Here is a 20,092-nt window from a genome sequence, read left to right as displayed (position 1 = left end):
CGGCGCGAAAATGTGAGTGATGAGGGGATCTATGACATTCTTTGGGGAACAGAAGCGTGGACTGAGCGGGACCTGCGCCTTGGCACACTCGACCACGTCGCTGACGGCGCTTGCGGTCCTGGCATTTCTGGGGGCAGCTGATGCCAGCCTTGCGCAGAATGCAGCCGGAAACGAGGCCGAGACGGCTGCCGAAACATCCGGCGAAACCGTTCTTGGCCGCATCGTCGTCACCGGCAGCCGCGCACCGGAAAAGATCTCCGAGATCGCCCGCACCATCAAGGTGGTCGATGAGGCCGAGATCAAGGCTGCCGCCCTTCAGGGCAAGAGCCTGCAGCAGATCCTTGCTGAGACCGTGCCGAGCTTTGATGCCGCAAGTGAAGGGTCCCGCACCAATTACGGCCAAAACCTGCGCGGCCGCACGGCACTCGTCCTGATCGACGGCGTCTCGCTGAATTCCGCCCGTGGCCTCAGCCGCCAGTTCGATTCCATCGACCCGTTCAACATTGCCCGCGTCGAAGTGCTCTCCGGCGCCACCGCCCTTTACGGCGGCAATGCCACCGGCGGCATCATCAACATCATCACCAAAAAGGGCCGGGATGCGGGCGACGGCCTGCATGCCGAAACCCAGGTCGGCATTGCCAGCGGTTTCCAGGGCAGCAAGGATTTCGACCGCAATGCGGCAGGCGCCGTCACCTATAACAGCGCCGACTGGGACGCCCGCCTGTCGGTGTCCGGCAACCGCACCGGCGCCTATTACGATGGCTCTGGCGACATGGTCACGCCTGACATTACCCAGTCCTCGACCGCTTTTAATAAGCGCATCGACGTGATGGGTTCGGTCGGCGTTCAGATTGACGAGGATCGCCGCCTCGACGCGACCATGCAATATTTCGACAGCGCCCAGGACAGCGATTACGGCCTCTATTACGGACCTTACCTCTCCGGCCTTTCCAATCCGAGCCTGTTCGAAGCCCGTTCCGGCTATCAGTCGGATGTCGAGCCTGAGACCCGCCGCAAGATGCTGGCCCTCAGCTATACCGATGCCGATTTCCTCGGCCAGCAATTGCTGCTGCAGGGGGCGGTGCGATCAGAGGATATCGTCTTTAATCCCTTCCCCTCCACGGGCAGCGCTGCCGGCACCTATTTCGGCGCCAGCGAGCAGACGACGGATTATTACAGTTTCAAGGCCGCCATGGTGTCGGAGCTGACCGACACGGTGAAGCTTACCTACGGCGTGGATGCCGACCGTGACAGTTTCTCCGCCAGCCAGTCGATCTTCAACCTGACCACGGCGGTGATATCAGGCGGCATGGATTTCGACACGATCGGCGTCACCGGCCTCTACCCGGATATCGATGTCAGCACCGTTGCCGGTTTTGCCGAAGCCGCCTGGGAGGCCACTGACCGGCTGACCGTGAACGGCGGCCTGCGTTACCAGTTTACCAAGACGGAAGTGGGCAATTTCGCCGGCGCCGCCCAGCAGGTGGCAATCCTCAATGGTGCTGCCACCTCGGCCGATGCCATCCCTGGCGGCGACGTCGATTACGACGCGCTGCTTTTTAATGCCGGCGCGACCTTTGACGTCACCCCCGACCAGCAGGTCTATGCGAACTTCTCGCAAGGCTTCGAACTGCCGGACCCTGCCAAATATTACGGTGTCGGCACCTACACCCTGTCCAATGGACACTATGTCCTGACCGACAGCGTCAACGTCTCAACCTCGGCACTCGAGGCAATCAAGACCGACAGTTTCGAAGTTGGCTTTCGCCATGACGACGGCACATTCAATGTCGCGGCCGCCGCCTATTATTCGACCTCCGACCGCTCGATCAGCCTCAATCGCACGACACTGACCATCGAGATGAAGGACGAGAAGCGCCGGGTCTACGGCATCGAGGCAGAGGCTGGCTATAAGTTCGACAACGGTTTCGATGTCGGTGTCCTCGGCCATTGGGTGAAGTCGGAAAAGAAGGGTGCCGATGGCTGGTACCAGGAATCGGTCGGCACGGCGAGCACGTCCAAGGCCGGCGGCCACATCGGCTGGGGGAATGAGCGTTTTTCCGTTCGTTTGACCGGCGAGCATGTCTTCAGCCTTGAAGATGATGCCGGCTACGAGATCGAGGGCTACAACCTCTTCAATCTCGGCGGTCGCTACACGTTTGCCGAACAGGCAACCACGATCAATTTCGGCATCCAGAACCTGTTCGATACCGATTACACCACCGTCTGGGGCTCGCGCGCAAAGGCGCTTTACGGCGCTCTCGTCGACGAGTCGGTCTTCGACTACCACGGTCGTGGCCGCACCTTCGCGATCTCCGTCACCAAGGTATTTTGAAAGCTGGAAAGGGCGCCGGAATGACCCGGCGCCCGGACGACTGACCTCACCTGTGGTATCTCCATTGAACGTTTTGGCAGACAGCAAGCGGCGCCAGATTACACCCGGGCGGCCGCACGCCCGCCATCGTCTTCCAGATACAAAAAGCAAGATAGGCATCTATGCAGGCCTGCCAAGAGCTGCGGCAAGTGCCGTCATCGGCAATGGAAAGTTTGCGTTCATGGGCAGATATTGAGGGTCGGCGCGCCTCTCGTCCAACACCGTTTCGGTGCATTACTATACCTTGAAGGTATGATTTGGTGCGTCCGTTGTTCCCTTCATGGACGAGAACTTTAGCTTTCGATGCGCGGGAGACGTCCCTCGCTATCTGCGATCATCCACCGCCGCCCATCGTCACGGACATAAAGGCTCGGAAGGTGGTGGCGGTCGGCGATAGTGGATGGCTGCGAGCCCAGGCAAGTCCGACATTCATGCTCGGTACGGGCTCCACCAGCCGGCGCAGCTCGATACGTTGGCCTTCAAGCGACCACGGCCTGTAGACCATGTCGGACAGGATCGTCACGCCGACGCCAGCCGCAACCAGAGAGCGGACAGCCTCGATCGAACTTGTGGTCAGGACCGCTCGCGGAGACAGCCCGACGGCATCCCAATAACGCGAGGCAGTGGCGCTCGCTTCATCCACGGTCAGCATGATGTAATCTTCTTCGGCCACATCCTTGAGGCTGATCTCGCTCTGCGACAGCAGCTTGTGGTCTGCCGAAAGCCACAGCCGGCGGCTGGACCGCAGCAAAAGCTCCTGCTCGATGACATCGGAACTGGCGAGATTGGAGACCAGCATCACGGCAATATCGACATCGCCGCGCTTGATCTGCTCTTCGAGCGCAGGCCGGGATAGCTCTTTTATTTCCACATCGATGTTCGGATAGATCTTTCGGAAGCGGGCATAATATTTGGACATGAAGTAGCCGATCACCGTGTAGGTGATGCCGACCGTGACCTTTCCGGAAAGCCCTGCTTCTTCTCGCAAAGGGCTGCGCATGGCAGAAGCGACCGCTCCCGTGATGACCCGTGCGTGGTCCAGGAAGCGGGCCCCCTCCATTGTCAGCCTGACCCCGGAATGGGTCCGCTCCAGCAGCTTCACGCTCAGCTCCATTTCCAGCGATTTGATCGCTGCCGTGACAGCCGATTGAGAAATGTTGAGATTAAACGCAGCGTGGCTCACCTGCCCGCTTTCTGCAGTCGCAATGAAATAATCAAGCTGTTTCAACGTGATACTCATCGAAATCACCCCCTTGTTCTGGTTATCTGTTTTTTCGATATTACAATCAAAAAACTACTATTTCACAAGAGGAGAAAGCTGAGACAAAAATTGTGCAACGCCGCAAAGACGGCAGCATACAAGGGGTTCCAAATCGATGACTGTCACGTTGAACTGTGACATGGGGGAGAGCTTTGGCCTTTACAGGCTGGGCGACGACGCCGGACTGATGCCACTCATTGATGTGGCAAACGTAGCCTGCGGCTTCCATGCTTCCGATCCTGATCACATGCGCAACACGGTGCTCAGCGCCAAGGCGCATGGCGTCAAGGTTGGCGCCCATCCGTCCCTGCCTGATCTCCAGGGTTTCGGCCGCCGCGAGATGAAGATGAGCCGTGAGGAAGTGGTCAACTCGGTCCTTTACCAGGTTGGTGCGCTGGTTGGCTTCCTGAAGGCGGAAGGGTTGGAACTCAACCATATCAAGCCGCATGGCAGCCTCTATGGCATGGCGGCACGGCAGGAAGAGGTCGCCCATGCGATCTGCGACGTCGCCGAGATCTATGGCGTGCCTCTGTTCGGCATGACCGCAACGCTTCACGAAACGATCTACAGCGAGCGCGGCATCGAATTCGTGCCCGAGTTCTATGCGGACCTCGACTATGCGCCGGGCGGTTTTTTGATCGTCACCCGCGAACATCCCGCCATGGACCCGGATCTGATGGCGCAACGCTGCCTGCGTGCCCTTACCGATGGACAGGGCACTGCCAATGACGGCAGCCTGTTCCCGGTCGGCTGCAAGACAATCTGCGTGCATTCCGACACTCCGAATGCCATCGATATTGCGAGAACCGTGCGCCGCGCAATCGCGCCCTGGCAATAACATCGACAGCCGCCGAAAAGGCGGTCTTTAATGCCCGTCTCTTTTCCTTCATCGCCTGACCCGGAGATCGACATGGCCCAGATTCTCTCTCCCCTTCCCGGTACCTTCTACCGCAGTTCCTCGCCCGATACGCCGCCGTTCAAGGCGGATGGCGACGATGTCACAGCCGGCGATGTCATCGGGCTGATCGAGGTAATGAAGTCCTTCCACGAGGTGAAGGCCGAAATTTCGGGCAAAAACATCCGCTTCACCGCCGAGAACGAAGACCCGGTCATGGCCGGCGCACCGCTTGCGGATATCGACTGATGCTGAAGAAGCTGCTGATAGCCAATCGTGGTGAGATTGCCGTGCGCGTCATCCGCGCCGCGCAGGATCTCGGCATTGCCACGGTCGCCGTGTATTCGGCGGCGGATGCGGATGCGCTGCATGTGCAACTCGCCGACGAAGCCGTCAATATCGGCCCGCCCGCCGCCAAAAAATCCTATCTCAACATCGAGGCGATCATTGCTGCAGCGCTGGAAAAAGGCTGCGACAGCATCCATCCGGGCTATGGGTTCCTCGCTGAAAATGCCGGTTTCTCCGATGCCGTCACGGCAGCCGGCCTCACCTTCGTCGGGCCATCGGGCGATGCGATCCGGCTGATGGGTGACAAGGTGTCTGCCCGCACGGCAGCCGCTGCCGCCGGCGTGCCTGTTGTTCCCGGCTCCACGGGCCGAGTCGATGGCATCGAGGCTGCGCGCCATGTGCTGGAGGCAACGGGATTTCCTGTGATGATCAAGGCTGCCGCCGGCGGTGGCGGGCGCGGCATCCGCATCGCCAATTCTCTGGCCGAATTCGAGCAGGCCTTTCCGCAGGCGCAAGCCGAGGCGCTGGCTGCCTTTGGAGACGGCGGGCTCTACATGGAAAAGGTGATTGGCAAGGCGCGCCACATCGAGGTGCAGGTTCTGGCCGATGGCAAGGATGCAATCCACTGCTACGAGCGGGAATGCTCGCTGCAGCGCCGCCGCCAGAAGGTGTGGGAAGAGGCGCCGTCGCGGGCACTTTCCACAAGCCTGCGCGAAGAGCTGTGCGCTTCGGCCGTGGCGCTTGCCAAGGCGGTCGGTTATTCCGGCGCCGGCACCGTCGAATATCTCTACGACGACGAAGCCGACCGCTTCTATTTCATCGAGATGAACACCCGCATTCAGGTGGAGCATCCGGTGACGGAAGCGATCACCGGCATTGATCTTGTCGCCGAAATGCTGCGCATCGCCGGTGGGGAACCGCTGCGGATCGCGCAGGAAGACGTGGCCGTCAAGGGTCATGCCATCGAGGTCCGGTTGAATGCGGAGGATCCGGCAAAGGATTTTGCGCCCTTCCCCGGCACGATCGGCGACCTGCGCATTCCCGGCGGCCCCGGCGTCCGCTTCGATTCCATGCTCTACAACGGTTACCAGGTGCCGCCCTTCTACGACAGCCTGCTCGCCAAGCTGATCGTCCACGCTGAGACCCGCGAAGCGGCAATCATACGGCTGACGCGGGCGCTGCGTGAACTGGAGATCGGCGGCGTAAAAACCACCAAGCCGCTGTTTTTAGCCCTTGCCGCCGATCCGTCGGTCCGGGCCGGAGACGTGCATACCCGCTGGCTGGAAGGCTGGCTTCAAGACAACGCCACGGCGCTTGCCGGCTGACAAGGAGGTTCGATGTCGATACGTTTCAATTTCGGCGGTGACGAGCATATCTTCGGCGAAGTGTCGGAGGACATGTCGCTCGCCTCATTTTTTACCGGCCTGTCGATGATCAATGCGGTCCGGGCCGCCGGCATCCGCGGCGTGACCGAGACTTGCCCGGCCAATGCCAGCTTCCAGATCCGTTTCGATCCTGATCTCATCGCACCGCAGGACCTCCTGAAGGAATTGCAGTCGATGGAGGACGCGGCGTCGAAATCCGATGCGACGCTGAAAACCCGCATCATCGAACTGCCGGTCTTTTTCCAGGATCCGTGGACGCATGAAACGGAAATGCGGTTTCGCGAGCGCCATCAGGACCCGAGTGCCACAGACCTTGAATATTCGGCGCGCATCAACGGTTATGCATCGATCGAGGACTTCATCGCCGCCTATTCCGGACAGCCCTGGTTCGTGTCCATGGTCGGTTTCGTTGCCGGCCTGCCCTGGCTCTATCAGATGGTGGAACGCAAGAAGCAGATCGAGGCGCCGAAATATCTGCGCCCCCGCACGGATACACCAAAGCTGACGGTCGGCCACGGCGGCTGCTTTGCAGCGATCTATTCGGTGCGCGGCGCCGGCGGTTACCAGATGTATGGCGTAACTCCTGCACCGATCTACGATCCGACACGCACCGTGCGTTACCTCACAGACGAGATGGCCCTGTTCAAGCCGGGCGACATCGTCAAGTTCAAGGCGATCAACCGCGACGAATATGACGCGACGCTGGAAGAGATCAATGCCAACCGCTGGCAGCCGACGGTGCGTGACTGCGCGTTCAGCCTCACCGATTTCAACCGCGACATGCTGGGCACCAACGCCAACCTGATGGAGCTTCTCAATGGCCATTAAGGTGATCACTCCCGGTCTTGCAACATCCGTGCAGGACCTCGGCCGTCCCGGTTATTACCATGTCGGCATTCCCGAAGGCGGCGGCATGGACCGGTTCGCCACCCGCATCGCCAACCTGCTTGTCGGCAACGAACCGGGTGCAGCGATCCTTGAGGCGACCTTCATGGGGCCTGAGCTGGAATTTACGGCACCCGCCGTGGTCGCCGTCACCGGTGGCGAACTGCCACCCAAGGTCAACGGCGAAGAACGGCCCACCTGGGAAAGCTTTGCGGTGAAGGCCGGCGACCGTCTGTCCTTCGGTTACCTGAAATCGGGCGCCCGCGCCTATATCGCCATTTCCGGCGGCATAGACGTGCCGGTCGTGCTGGGGTCGCGCTCGACCTATATGCTCGGCGCGCTAGGCGGCTTTGAGGGACGCGTGCTGAAGGCCGGCGACGAGATCCCGGTTGGAACCGGCACCGGCACGCCCGGTCGGTCGCTTCCGACGGATCTTCGCGGCGGCGTGTCCGGTGCCATCGAGCTTCGAATGCTGCCCGGCATCTACTGGCATCGCATCACCGAAGCTGCCGGCAAGCGGTTCTTCGAAGACACCTGGAAAGTGGCCCCCGAGGCTGACCGCATCGGCTACCGGTTCAAGGGTGGCACGCCGCTTGAATTCGTCGCCCGCGAACAGCCCTTCGGGGCAGGCTCTGACCCGTCCAACATCGTTGATGCCTGCTACCCCTATGGCTCCGTCCAGGTGCCGAGCGGCACCGAACCGATCGTTCTGCACCGCGACGCCGTATCGGGCGGCGGCTACATGATGCTCGGCGTGGTCATTTCCGCCGACATGGACCGGATCGCCCAGTTGCAGCCGCATACGCCGGCCCGCTTCGTGCCGGTGACGCTGGAAGAGGCGCTGGCCGCCCGCGCCGAACGGCGCGCGGCTTTGGCCAAGGCGGAAGACACCCTGACCGCCTGAGGCGGTCGGATCTCCGGAAGAGGAACCGGAGAAGGCATCGGGAGGAGAGGTCGGAGCATGCCGGCCCTCCGACGCGCCGGGCATCAAGATCCGGCGCGCGCAACGACAAGACGACGCCGGCAAACGGCGTGATTTTACCTCCGAGTGGTCCGCAGAGATCGCCGGAGAAAAAGGGGAACATCGCGACATGTATTATGGCCGGCACACGGTCCGATGTCGCATGCCCTTTTCCGTCTGCAACAAAGGAACAGGGGTTCATGGTTCAACTTGACGGTCATCTCAGCGCGGAAAACGTGTCCGTGGCCTTTGCGGGGCTGAAAGCCCTGTCATCCGTCACGCTCGACATCAAGCCTGGCCATATCAGCGGATTGATTGGTCCCAATGGCGCCGGCAAGACAACGCTCGTCAACGTCCTGACCGGATTCCAGATGCCGACGGAGGGCGCGGTCAAGCTGAACGGCGCGCCGCTCGGCAAGCTGAAGCCGCATCTGGTCCGGCGTCGCGGCATTGCCCGCACCTTCCAGGGCGGCCGGCTGTTTCGTGATCTTGCCGTCATCGACAATCTCGAAGTCACCGGCGTCGGGCTCGGCATGAGCCGGCGCGCGGCAGTTGCCGAGGCGGAAGCCATGCTGGACTGGATCGGCATTTCCGCGCTCGGTTCGCGCACCGCCGGCACCCTTCCCTATACCGACGAACGCCGTGTCGCCATCGGCCGGGCGCTGATGGGGCGGCCTGCCTTCATCCTTCTCGATGAACCGGCCGCCGGCATGAGCGCGCAGGAGGCAACGGACCTCTCGGCGCTCGTCAAGCGTATCGCGCGCGATCTCGGCTGCGGCGTGCTGATCATCGAGCACAATGTCGGGCTGGTGCTCGGCCTTTGCGACCACATCGTCGTGCTCGATTCCGGGGCCGTCATCGAGGAGGGAACACCCGCCGAGATCCGACAGAGCGAAAAGGTGCGTCACGCCTATATGGGCACCGCCGCAGATGGGGCCGTGCCGGCTGCGGAGGTGTTGTTATGAGCCTGCTCGTTCTTGCCAATATCGAGGTTCGCTACGGCCGCCTCACCGCTGTGCGCGGCGTCTCCTTGTCCATCAAGGATGGCGACACGGTTTTCATCACCGGACCGAACGGGGCTGGAAAATCATCTCTGCTGCGCGCCATTGCCGGTGTCACGCCAGCCTCCAGCGGCACGATCGATTTCGACGGCTACAACATCACCGGCAAGGCGCCGGAAGATATCGCCCGCCTCGGCTTCTCGCTGGTGCCGGAAGGCCGCGACGTCTTTGGCTCGCTGACAATCGAGGAAAACCTCATGGTCGGCACCGGCATGAAGGCCAGGGATCGCGGCTGGAAGGCAAAGACCGCCGAGGATCTGGAGGCCGTCTACCAGACCTTCCCCATCCTGAAGGAGCGTCGGAACGGCCAGGCCGGGCTTTTGTCCGGCGGCCAGCAGCAGATGCTCGTCATCGGCCGGGCCCTGATGACCAACCCGCGGCTGATCGCCATCGACGAACCGTCGCTCGGCCTTGCCCCCAATATCACCGACCAGGTCTACGAGCGGCTGATTGCACTGCAGTCGCTGAGGGCGCTGACGCTTCTGATCGTCGAGCAAAGTTCCACCCGCGCCACCCTGGTCGGCGGTCGGATGCTGCTGATGCGCGGCGGCCAGATTGTGCTCGACGGCAACGCCCGCGAACTCGGCAACAGTGCGGCCGTCCAGGCCGCCTATTTCGGTTACGAGGATCATTGAGATGCTGCAGATCGTCTTCGACTCCCTGTCGCTCGGCTCGCTCTATGCCCTCGGCGCGCTCGGCATTGCGCTGATTTTCGGCGTGATGCGGCTGGTCAACTTCGCCCATGGCGATGTCATCGCCTTTTCCATCTTCGCACTTTTGTGGCCATCGACCGATGCGCTGGCGATCGTTTTTGCCGGCCAACTGCCCTGGTACCTGCTGATCCCCTTCGTGCTGCTCATCGGCGCCGGGCTTTCGGTGCTGTGCGAGATTGTCGTCTTTCGGCGCTTCCGGCGCGCCAGCCCGGCGACAATGATGATTGCCTCCTTCGCGCTCGGCTTCGTCATCCGCTATTTCCTGCTGATGCTGTTCACCAGCCGACCGAAGTCGATCTCGCTTCTGCCGATGCTGTCGCAGCCGGTGGAAATTTTTGGCGCCCGTCTGCCGCTCCTGCAGCTGATCACCATCATCGCGACCGTCATCATCCTCGTCGGCCTCACGCTGTTCCTGAGGCGGACACGCTTCGGGCTCGAAATGCGGGCGGCGGCCGAGAACTTCTCGATGGCCCGCATGCTCGGCGTGCGCGCAAACCGGGTCATCATGGGCGCCTTCGCACTATCAGGTGCTCTGGCCGGCGCCATCGCCATGATCTTCGGCAGCCAGACCGGCACAGTCGATATCCAGATGGGTGCCTCGATCATGCTGATGGCCTTCATCGCCACCGTCATCGGCGGTCTCGGCAGCCTTGCCGGCGCAGTGCTCGCCGGCTTCCTGCTCGGCGCGGCCTCCGTGATCATGCAGGTCGTGTTGCCTGTGGATGCCCGCCCCTTCCGCGACGCCTTTGTCTACGGCGTCGTCATCCTCGTCCTCCTGTTCCGCCCACAGGGCCTGATCGCCGCCCGCGGCACCAAGGAAAGGGTCTGACCCATGACCGATGCCAGCCTCTCCACCCTTCCCGCAGCGCTTGCCAATCCGCGAAAGCCTGCCCCGTTCGCCCTTGCCCGCAAGACGATCATCACGCCGATCCTGCTGTCGCTCCTGGTCCTTGCCATTGCCGCGCTGACGGTGACGCTCGGTTCCCGCCCCTTCAACCAGGCGATGATCGACATCATGGTGCGGGTCGTCCTCGTCGTCGGGCTCTATATTTTCATCGGCAATTCCGGGGTGCTCAGCTTCGGCCATATCGGCTTTACCTGCCTTGGCGCCTATGCAGCGGCATGGCTGACGATCAATCCGCTGATGAAGAAGGCCTCTTTGCCCGGCTTGCCGAGTTTTCTGCTCGAGGCGCGCCTGCCCTACTGGCAATCGGCGCTCATCGCAGCGCTTTTTGCAGGGCTTGCGGCGCTGATCTTCGGCAAGGTCCTGATGCGGCTCTCGGGTATTGCCGCCTCGATCGCCACCTTTGCGGTTCTGGCGATGATCAACACGATCTATTCGAACTGGGAAAGCGTCACCGGCGCCACCTCGTCTGTCGTCGGCATTCCGATCGTGCGCACCCTCTGGCCTTATGCAGGCGCTGCAGTCGTTGCGATCTTCATTGCCTGGGGTCATGCGATCTCACGCTCAGGCCTTGCGCTACGCGCGGCCCGAGACGAACCGACAGCCGCCGCCGCATCCGGCGTCGACATCCCCCGGGAACGCCTCGTCGCATTCACGATTTCCGGCGCCATCATGGGTCTCGGCGGGGCGGCGATGGCGCATTCCATCGGCGTCGTTACGCCGGACACCTTCTATCTCGGCCTCACCTTCATCACGCTTTCCATGCTCGTCGTTGGCGGCATGGGCAGCCTGTCGGGGGCGGTGATCGGGGTGCTGCTGCTGTCCGCCCTCATCCAGGCCCTGCGCTGGCTGGAGGCGGGCGTTCCGCTCGGGTCGACCACCTTTGCCCTTCCCAAGGGGCTCCAGGAGATCGCTCTCGGCGTCATCATGATCGTGATCCTCGCGCTGCGTCCAGCCGGCCTGATCGGCAATCGCGAAATCACACTCTTCCGCGTCAACCGCAACAAATAGTCGACGGAGAGGAAACCGTCGGTCAAAAAAGGAGACGTCAATGGCATACGAGACAAGCATACTGGGCAAGACACGAATACTGGCGATGGCCATGGCTGCCGTTATGGCAGCCTTCCCCGCACTTGCCGACGATGGCAAGATCGTCGTCGGCTTCGCAACCGCCGCCTCCGGTTTCATGGAAGCCTATGACAAGCCGGCGCAGGATGCGGCGATGATCCGCATCAACGAGATCAATGCGGCAGGCGGGCTTCTGGGCAAGAAGATCGAGGTCGTCAGCGCCGACACCAAGTCCGACCGCGCCGAAGGCGCCAAGGCCGGTCTTTCGGTCATCGACCAGGGTGCCGACCTCGTCGTCGTTTCCTGCGACTACGATTTCGGCGCACCGGCAGCGCTTGCCGCCGAAGATGCAGGCCTTGTCTCCTTCTTTCTCTGCGCGGAATCGGTAAAGGCCGGTATCCAGGGCGTCGGACCGCACTCCTTCTCGGCCTCGGTACTTGCCGCCGTGCAGGGTGCGACGATGGCGGAATGGGCATACAAAGAAAAGAAGGCAAAAACCTTCTACCGCCTGCTCGACACCTGGACCGAATATAACAAGGGCATCTGCGACGGTTTTGACTGGATGATGCCGAAGATCGCGGCAGAGGGCGCAAAGCTCTTGGGACAGGATACGTTCAAGAACGACGATGCCTCCATTGCCGCGCAGATCACCCGCATCAAGTCGCTGCCGCAGGAGCCGGACGCGATCATGCTGTGCACGATGATGCCGGGCGCCGTTTCGGCCATCAAGCAGATCCGCGCCGCCGGCATCAACTCGATGATCCTCAACGGCTCCGGCGTCGACGGCAGCTACTGGCTGTCGGCCGTTCCGGATCTTTCCAACTTCTACACACCGGTGCAGGGCTCGATCTACGGCGATGACCCGAACCCCGACGTGCAGAAATTCAACGCCGCCTACAAGACGGCAACCGGCACCGATCCGTCGAGCCAGTATGTCTACCCGGGTTATTCGATGATCGATGTCTGGTCGAAGGCCGTCGAGCGTGCCAAGACCACGGAAGCCGATGGCGTCGTTGCCGAACTGGAAAAGATGAAGGACGAACCGACCCTGTTCGGACCGCGCACCTTCACGGCCGAACTGCACCACCAGAACAAGGCCCGTTACCTGATCGTTGGTGTCGACAAGGGCAAGCCGGGCGTCGTCGGCTCCTGGACGATTTCCGAAGCGGTGCCGATGAGCGCACTGGTCAAGTAATGTGAGACAGGACCCCATCGGCCATTCTTGGCCGATGGCTTCAACGAAAGAACCCGGCAAAGCATGACAGCTTTGCCGGGTTCTTTGTTGTGCCGCGCATCACGTCACCTGATCTTTACGACCGCGCCTTGCGGTCGGCGCCCTTCAGCGCAATCAGGTGACCGACGTCCCGGCCATTCCAGGCGGTGAAGAACCGGCCGAGCACCGCCAGGCGGCGGTGCTCCATCGTGTCTTCAACACCCGATATCAGACGAGGCCTTCGGCGGCGATCGCGGCTGGAAGCCGGTCGAGGGTGCGGCCAAGGCGCGTCATGATCTCCGAAATATCCGAGGACGTCACGATCAGTGGCGGGCACAAGGCCAGCTGGTCGCCGATCGAGCGGAAGATCAGGCCCTCCTCATGGCCGATGGCATTGGCGATGGCGCCGGCGCGGCCAAGCTTGTCGAACGGCTTGCGGGTCTCCTTGTTGGCGACCAGTTCAAGCGCGCCGATCAGGCCTGCACCGCGGGCTTCACCGACCAGCGGATGGTCCGCGAAGGACTTCAGGCCAGACTGAAACTCTGCCTCCAGCCGCGCCGCGTTGCCCATCAGATCCTGCTCCTCGATGATGGCGAGGTTTTCCAGCCCGACGGCGGTCGCGACCGGATGGCCGGAGGCCGTGAACCCATGGCCAAAAACGCCGTTCTTTTCGGAATTATCGGCGATGGCGCTGTAGATCTTGTCCGAAACCATCACGGCGGCGAGCGGCATGTAGGAGGAGGTCAACTGCTTCGACAGCGTCATGATATCGGGCGTGAAGCCGTATTTCTGGCAACCGAACGGCGTGCCAAGACGCCCGAAACCGCAGATGACCTCGTCGGAGACGATGAGGATATCGTTGGCGCGGCAGATCTTTTCCACGCCCTCCCAGTAACCGGCCGGCGGAGTCATCACGCCGCCCGCCGCCATCAGCGGCTCGCCGATGAAGGCGGCGATCGTGTCAGCGCCTTCCTTTTCGATCACCGCCTCGAGTTCGGCCAGAAGCCGCGCGGTAAACGCCGTCTCGTCCTCGCCTTCGGTGCCGAAGCGATAGAAATGCGGGCAGGTCAGATGATGCACGGGGATGGCCGGCAGGTCGAAGTCGCGATGGTTGATCGGCAGGCCGGTAAGGCTGCCGGACGCAATCGTGATGCCGTGATAACCCTTGATGCGCGACAGGAACTTTTTCTTCTGCGGCCGGCCCAGCGCATTGTTCATGTACCAGACCATCTTGACGATCGTGTCGTTGGCCTCGGAGCCGGACGAGGTGTAAAAGACGCGGCTGAGATTGTCGGGCGTGATCTCGACCAGCTTTTCGGCCAGCCGGATCGAGGGCTCGTGCGCCTTGGACGAGAAGGTGTGGTAATAGGGCAGCTTCAGCATCTGCTTGTAGGCGGCTTCCGCCAGCCGCTTTTCGGAAAAACCGACGGCGACCGACCAGAGGCCGGCCAGTCCCTCGATATATTCCTTGCCGCGGTCGTCATAGACCCGGATGCCGTCCCCGTGGTCGATGACCAGCGGCCCGGTGCGTTCATGCTGGCGCAGGTTGGTGTTGGGGTGCAGCGTAGTCGCGATGTCGATGGCCGCGAGGGAATTGGAAATCTGTGTCATGGCGGATCTCTGGATCTTGGTGGTGATGGTGAAGGGCTTCATGTCGAGATAGTCCTCGATCCCGTGCGAGGAGCCCTCGCGCCCGAGACCGCATTCCCTGATGCTGATCATGCCGGTGTCCAGCGGGTCGGCAACCCGAAACATCCGGTCCGCATCGCTTGTTTTGAAACAGGCCGCAAGCCCGTCGTTTATCACTTTGGCTCGCTCGACCGCCTGCGTCTCGGTGCCTTGCCCTGTTTTCCGTGAAGACCGGGGCAAGCGGCCCTTGGCGGCACGGATGGCACCAGTCCAGCACGTCAGAAGCACGGCGCGTTCGAAAGCAGGGTTTGGGAAACGTGGTCCCTCTCGTCCTCTGCCGTTCTACACTTTGCCTTCGATGACCCGGCGCATGACGACGGCGACATCACGCGAATTGGGGGGATCGGAATGGATGCAGACGGTGCCGAACCGGATCGGCCGGACGCTGCCATCCGTGGTGACGATCTCGCCGTCGAACAAGGCGCGGCGCATGCGCTGCTCAATGGCGACAAGATCGACTGCAGTGTGTACGCGCGGGATGATCAGAGAACCATCCGGAGCATAGGATAAATCGGGGAAATATTCGCCAATAAAGGGGACGCCCAATTCAGCCGCCGCCACTTCGTGAAACGTGCCGGCCATGCCGAACAGCGGCACGTTGAACGGTTTAACCGATGCGGCAATGGCGCGGGCCGTGTCGAGGTCTCTCGCTGCCATGCCGTAGATGATGCCGTGCGGCTTGACATGCGACAGCGTGCCGCCCTGCGCCGCAAGGATCCCGGAGAGCGCGCCGATCTGGTAGAGGAAGGCCGCCGTCAGTTCTTCCGGCTGCAGTTTCATCTCCCGTCGTCCGAAACCTTCCTTATCCGGCAGCGACGGATGCGCACCGACCTCGACGCCATGCGCCAGTGCAAGTCGCACCGTCTTCAGCATCGTCCACGGATCGGAGGCGTGAAAACCGCAGGCAATATTGGCCAGATGGATGTTGGGCATGATCCCGGCATCGTCGCCGAAATGCCAGTTGCCGAAACTCTCGCCCATGTCGCAATTCAGGGTCACCACGGCGCCCTGTTGCAGCACGTCAGCTGTGTCGGTTGTCATAAGATCGCTTCCTCTCGTCTTCCTGTGTCACCGGCCAGCCTTGCAAGGGCGCGGGGGGAGCTGGAGGCTGCATGTCCTCGGCGCCGAAAGCCTCTCACAGATCGGCAGACATCCGCGCGACGCATGCCGCTGACTGCTGTCACGACCAATGACCGCAGCGCCCCTTCCACCATCGTCCTTCACCCCTTCAAGTGCCGTCTTTGCGGCCTTGCAACATTCTGTCCGAAGGCGCGAAACGTGTGAAATAGTTGTTTTTGGAAAGCGTTATCGAAAAAACAGATGCGGCTTGCCCGAGCAACGGGCAAACGGCACCGGCTGCAGCACGGTGCCGTTCCGTCGGGTCAGGCCCAGTGCGCGACGGTTCGCTTTTCAAAGCTGTCGCGGAACTGCGCGGTGGTTTTTTCCAAAACCTCGCCGGTCTCCCATTCGAGGATCACCGCATGACGGCGCACCGCATCCAGGGCATCGATCTGGCCCGCCTTGTACTGGCGAGACACCTCGGCCGGGTCCATACGGGCCCATTCCGTCCGCTTCGCCCGGATCTCGCTTCGAACCACCTCGGTTTCGGCCGCGTCGATCTCGTAGGCACACAGATCGCGGTCAATTTCCCGGATGACGACGCCGTAGTCGAGACTGGCGCGCCGGATCGAGACATAGTCGTCGATCACGTCTTCCAGCACATTCTGCGGATCACGCTCGAGCGGATCGCCGAAGCCGCCGCCGCCGGCGGTCGGCCGTGCGAATTCGTCGCCGGTATAGACCGGATAGTCGGAAAAGACGGAGCCGAGCCAGGTTGCTTCCTCGGCACCGGCCCGCCGAATGGTGAGGCCATGCGGCATGGACGGAAGCCCGCCCTCGATGCCCCAGACGACGGCACGCTCGCGGTCGCAGATATAGGACATGACGGCGCCTTCTGCTTCCAGAAGCAGCGAGGTCTTCTGCACGCCGACGCCGCCGCGCCATTTTCCAGGCCCCGCCGAATCCTGCTTGATCTGGAATTCGGTGGTACGTGTCGGGTTGACCCGTTCATTGCCTTCATTGGGTTGCGACATCAGCCCGGTGCCGAAGCAGGCCGTGGTCACGTCGGCGCCATCCTTGCCATTGCGGCCGCCCCAGCCGCCCGGCAACCATTCGTAGAACATGAAGATCGGCTTTTCGGGTTTGCGCGCATCCCGGCCGCCGGCAAGCAGGTATTCGAGATTAAAGGCGCAGGCGATTGCCCGTTCCGGCATGATCTTCGACCACATCTCGAAGATCGCGTTCATGATCTTTTCGAACGGCATCAGGAAGCCGGTGACGGCAACGGGCCATTCGGCGCTGACGACGCTGTTCTTCGGCGCCGTCACCCTTATCATCCGGTAGAAGCCGCTGTTCAGCGGCAGGTCGGGGAAGAAGGTCTTCATGCCGGCGACGACGGCCGAGAAGGTGGCACCGGGCGCCGAGTTATACATCGACGAAATGGTGTGATGGCTGCCGGTGAAATCATAGTGGATGCTGTCGCCTGAGATCGTCATCTTGATACGGATCGGGATCATCCCCTCGCCGCCGCCGAGATCGCGGTCGATGTAATCCACCGTTTCCCAGGTGCCATCTGGAAGTTCCAGCAGCCGCTTGCGCACGGCCCGCTCCACATAGTCCTGCACCTCGGCCATGCCCTGCGTGACCTGTGTACGGCCATACTTGCCAACCAGCCGCAGCAGCTCGCGCTCTGCCACGTGGGTCGCCTGCGCCTGCGAATGGATGTCGCCGATGATCGCGGCCGGATCGCGGGTATTGGCGGCGATCATGTTGGCCACGTCGAAGCAGAACCGGCCTTCGCGGAAAAGACGGATCGGCGTGATGCGCAGGCCCTCGCGGAACATGTCGCGCGCGGTCACGTCAAAGGAGCCGGGCACGGAACCGCCGAGATCCGACCAATGGCCGTTCGACTGGGAAAAGCCGATCAGCTTGTCCTCATCAAAGATCGGCCGCACCAGCCGGACATCGCTGAAATGGGTGCCACCGGCGTAAGGGTCGTTGATGGCATAGACGTCGCCCGGCGCCATCTCGCCTTCGAAGACGCGGATGACGTCCTTGCAGGTATTATGCAGCGTGCCGACATGCACGGCGATGTCGTAATTGCCCTGCGCGACCGAATTGCCGTCGGCATCATGCAGCGCGTTGGAAAAGTCGCGATTGTAGATGACGAAGGAATAGCAGGTTCGCAGCATTTGTTCGGCCATCTGGTCGACCGCGGTGATGAAGGAATTTTTCAGCACTTCGAACGTCACCGGATCGAGGCTGCGTTCCGTATCTGCCTGGATATTCATGAAAATCAGCCTTTCGTTGCGATGACGATGTTCCGGAAGGCGTCGACCGAAGCGCTCATGTGCGGCGGAACGACTGTGGTGGAATCGAACTGTTCGACAATGGCGGGGCCGGTGAACCTCGCGCCGGCCTCCAGCGTTTCCCGCTGGTAGACGGCGGCATCATGACCCGTGCCGTCGAACCAGACCTTTCGCCGGCCAATCGGGTCCGGCGCATAGTCCCTCACCGCATGTTTCGGCAGGTCGGCCTTTGGCACAACGCCGATCGCCTTGATCGCCAGCCGGAAGATCGATACCGGCGCCTCGTCGCGGCGATAGTTGAACTCGCGCTCATGCTCCCCGTGGAAGGCCTCGATCAGCGCACCGATGCTGGAGATGTGGGCCGGGGCATTAATGGAGAGCGAGCGCCACTGGCCCTGGTACATCATCTCGACCGTGCGCTGCAGGGCCATGTCGACCGCAGCGACACCCTCATGCTCCAACCGTTCGGCGGCCTGCACTTCCATCCGCCGAAAGGCCTCTTCCATCTCCTGCGGCGCAACCGTCGAGGCATCCGTCATGAAGCTTTCGGAAAAATCGTGCTGCACATCGACGAGCAGGCAGCCGAGCGCCGAGGTGACGCCGGGGTTTGGCGGCACGATGACCGTCGGGATGGACAGTTCCCTGGCAACGGCTGCTCCGTGCAGGGCGCCGGCGCCGCCGAAGGCGACCAGAGCGAAATCGCGCGGATCATAACCGCGGCTGATCGACAAAAGGCGCACGGCATTTGCCATGTTGGCATTGGCGACAGCGATGATGGCCTCCGCCGCCTGATGCAATTGCATGTTGAACAGTCCGGCCACCGTCTCGGCGACAGCGTCGGCGGCGCGCTGCGGATCAAGCGTGATCTTGCCGCCGGCAAGGCTGGTGCCGAGACGGCCGAGGACAACGTTTGCGTCGGTATTGGTCGCGGTGCGATTGCCGTTGCCATAACAGGCCGGTCCCGGCGTGGCGCCTGCCGATTGCGGGCCGTTGCGTAGCGAGCCGCCTTCGTCCTGCCAGGCGAGCGAACCGCCGCCGGCGCCGATCGTCAACACCTCGATCGAGGGGAAGCGGATCGGATAACCATATTCGATATACCAGTCCTTGGTGATGCGGGACTGACCGTTCCACGCGAGCGACACATCGGTCGAGGTGCCGCCCATGTCGAAACCGATGGAATTGGGGAAACCGCAGAGATTGCCGATGTAGCGGCTTGCGATGGCGCCGGCGGCAATGCCCGATCCGGCAAGGCGGGCGGAATAATCCCGCACACTGGCCGGCGTCATCACGCCGCCGCCGGAATGCAGCAGAAGCAGGTCCCTGGTGTAACCACCGGCCGCCAGCTTTTCTCCGAGCCGCGACACGTAATCAACCACGACAGGCGCGCAGATGGCGTTTGCCATGGTGGTTGAAAACCGCTCGTGCTCAAAGATTTCCGGCATGACGTCCGAGGAAATGGAGACCGGAATGTCGGGCATGGCCTCTGCCAGGATCTCGCGCATCCGCCGCTCGTTGGCGCCGTTGACATAAGAATTCATGAAGCACACGGCGATCGATTTTACCCCGCGCCGGCGCAGCACGTCGGCCACGCGGCGCGCATCGTCCTCGTCGAGCGCCTGCAGGATCACGCCTTCCGCATCAATGCGTTCGCGCACCGTCAGCCGGTCGCGGCGCGGGATGTACGGTTTGGCGACATCCTTGTAGGTATCCCAGAGATCTTCCTTGTTGGCGCGGCGGATTTCCACCACATCGCGAAACCCTTCCGTGCAGACCATGGCCGAGCGCGGCAGGCGGCGCGTGATCAGCGCGTTGGTCGCAACCGTGGTGCCATGCGAAAACATCGTCACCTCGGAAAGGTCGATGCCGCCCTGCTCTACGCCGTTGAGGATCGCCCGCATCGGGTCGTCGGGTGTCGATGCGGTTTTTTCGATGCGGATCGCACCGGTCTCCTCGTTCATGATGCAGATGTCGGTGAAGGTTCCCCCCACATCCACGGCCACTCTGGTCTTCGTCATATCCTTATCCCT

At 62.0% G+C, this 20,092-nt stretch carries 16 protein-coding genes; 11 read left to right on the top strand and 5 right to left on the bottom strand.

Annotation, left to right across the window (positions count from 1 at the left end; genetic code table 11):
- Positions 1-79: 79 nt before the first annotated feature.
- A complete protein-coding gene (gene rhtA, locus AC4CWF_RS08485) occupies positions 80-2,335 on the top strand; it encodes a TonB-dependent siderophore receptor RhtA (protein ID WP_491284876.1) in 2,256 nt (751 codons plus the stop codon).
- Positions 2,336-2,708: 373 nt separating this feature from the next.
- On the opposite strand, the gene AC4CWF_RS08480 is transcribed toward rhtA, so the two are convergent.
- On the bottom strand, positions 2,709-3,614 hold the full coding sequence (locus tag AC4CWF_RS08480) for a LysR family transcriptional regulator (protein WP_491284874.1): 906 nt from the start codon (positions 3,612-3,614) through the stop codon (positions 2,709-2,711).
- A 136-nt stretch (positions 3,615-3,750) separates the two neighbouring features.
- Here AC4CWF_RS08480 and AC4CWF_RS08475 point away from each other — a divergent pair, with 136 nt between their 5' ends.
- From AC4CWF_RS08475 to AC4CWF_RS08430, 10 genes are all read left to right on the top strand, one after another.
- Positions 3,751-4,473, top strand: coding sequence for a LamB/YcsF family protein (locus AC4CWF_RS08475; protein WP_491284872.1), 723 nt, complete (start codon positions 3,751-3,753; stop codon positions 4,471-4,473).
- 72 nt (positions 4,474-4,545) lie between these two features.
- On the top strand, positions 4,546-4,779 hold the full coding sequence (locus tag AC4CWF_RS08470; RefSeq protein WP_491284870.1) for an acetyl-CoA carboxylase: 234 nt from the start codon (positions 4,546-4,548) through the stop codon (positions 4,777-4,779).
- A complete protein-coding gene (locus tag AC4CWF_RS08465; RefSeq protein ID WP_491284868.1) occupies positions 4,779-6,143 on the top strand; it encodes an acetyl-CoA carboxylase biotin carboxylase subunit in 1,365 nt (454 codons plus the stop codon). The genes AC4CWF_RS08470 and AC4CWF_RS08465 overlap by 1 nt, the downstream gene beginning before the upstream one ends.
- A gap of 12 nt (positions 6,144-6,155) precedes the next feature.
- Entirely contained in the window at positions 6,156-7,031 is an 876-nt protein-coding gene (locus AC4CWF_RS08460; protein WP_491284866.1) for a 5-oxoprolinase subunit B family protein, read from the top strand.
- Positions 7,021-7,992, top strand: a complete 972-nt coding sequence (locus AC4CWF_RS08455; RefSeq protein WP_491284864.1) for a 5-oxoprolinase subunit C family protein — start codon at positions 7,021-7,023, stop codon at positions 7,990-7,992. The genes AC4CWF_RS08460 and AC4CWF_RS08455 overlap by 11 nt, the downstream gene beginning before the upstream one ends.
- 257 nt (positions 7,993-8,249) lie before the next feature.
- The gene (locus tag AC4CWF_RS08450; RefSeq protein WP_491284861.1) at positions 8,250-9,014 is read left to right on the top strand and encodes an ABC transporter ATP-binding protein; all 765 of its coding nucleotides are present in this window, start codon (positions 8,250-8,252) and stop codon (positions 9,012-9,014) included.
- A complete protein-coding gene (locus AC4CWF_RS08445; RefSeq protein WP_491284859.1) occupies positions 9,011-9,745 on the top strand; it encodes an ABC transporter ATP-binding protein in 735 nt (244 codons plus the stop codon). The genes AC4CWF_RS08450 and AC4CWF_RS08445 overlap by 4 nt, the downstream gene beginning before the upstream one ends.
- Before the next feature lies 1 nt (position 9,746).
- The gene (locus tag AC4CWF_RS08440; RefSeq protein WP_491284857.1) at positions 9,747-10,652 is read left to right on the top strand and encodes a branched-chain amino acid ABC transporter permease; all 906 of its coding nucleotides are present in this window, start codon (positions 9,747-9,749) and stop codon (positions 10,650-10,652) included.
- A 3-nt stretch (positions 10,653-10,655) separates the two neighbouring features.
- Positions 10,656-11,738 (top strand): branched-chain amino acid ABC transporter permease, encoded by a 1,083-nt coding sequence (locus AC4CWF_RS08435; protein ID WP_491284855.1) that lies wholly within the window; start codon positions 10,656-10,658, stop codon positions 11,736-11,738.
- 40 nt (positions 11,739-11,778) lie between these two features.
- On the top strand, positions 11,779-12,990 hold the full coding sequence (locus AC4CWF_RS08430; protein WP_491284853.1) for an ABC transporter substrate-binding protein: 1,212 nt from the start codon (positions 11,779-11,781) through the stop codon (positions 12,988-12,990).
- Positions 12,991-13,236: 246 nt separating this feature from the next.
- Here AC4CWF_RS08430 and AC4CWF_RS08425 read toward each other — a convergent pair whose 3' ends face one another.
- The 4 genes from AC4CWF_RS08425 to AC4CWF_RS08410 form a co-directional block, all read right to left on the bottom strand.
- Positions 13,237-14,619 (bottom strand): aspartate aminotransferase family protein, encoded by a 1,383-nt coding sequence (locus AC4CWF_RS08425; protein WP_491285300.1) that lies wholly within the window; start codon positions 14,617-14,619, stop codon positions 13,237-13,239.
- Positions 14,620-14,979: 360 nt separating this feature from the next.
- On the bottom strand, positions 14,980-15,738 hold the full coding sequence (gene pxpA, locus AC4CWF_RS08420; protein WP_491284852.1) for a 5-oxoprolinase subunit PxpA: 759 nt from the start codon (positions 15,736-15,738) through the stop codon (positions 14,980-14,982).
- Between the two features lie 341 nt (positions 15,739-16,079).
- Positions 16,080-18,047 (bottom strand): hydantoinase B/oxoprolinase family protein, encoded by a 1,968-nt coding sequence (locus AC4CWF_RS08415; RefSeq protein ID WP_491284850.1) that lies wholly within the window; start codon positions 18,045-18,047, stop codon positions 16,080-16,082.
- 5 nt (positions 18,048-18,052) lie between these two features.
- Positions 18,053-20,080, bottom strand: coding sequence for a hydantoinase/oxoprolinase family protein (locus tag AC4CWF_RS08410; RefSeq protein ID WP_491284848.1), 2,028 nt, complete (start codon positions 20,078-20,080; stop codon positions 18,053-18,055).
- Positions 20,081-20,092: the final 12 nt, after the last annotated feature.

Source organism: Neorhizobium sp. PAMB6630 (assembly GCF_058242775.1).
This window is presented reverse-complemented; position numbering and strand designations above follow the sequence as displayed.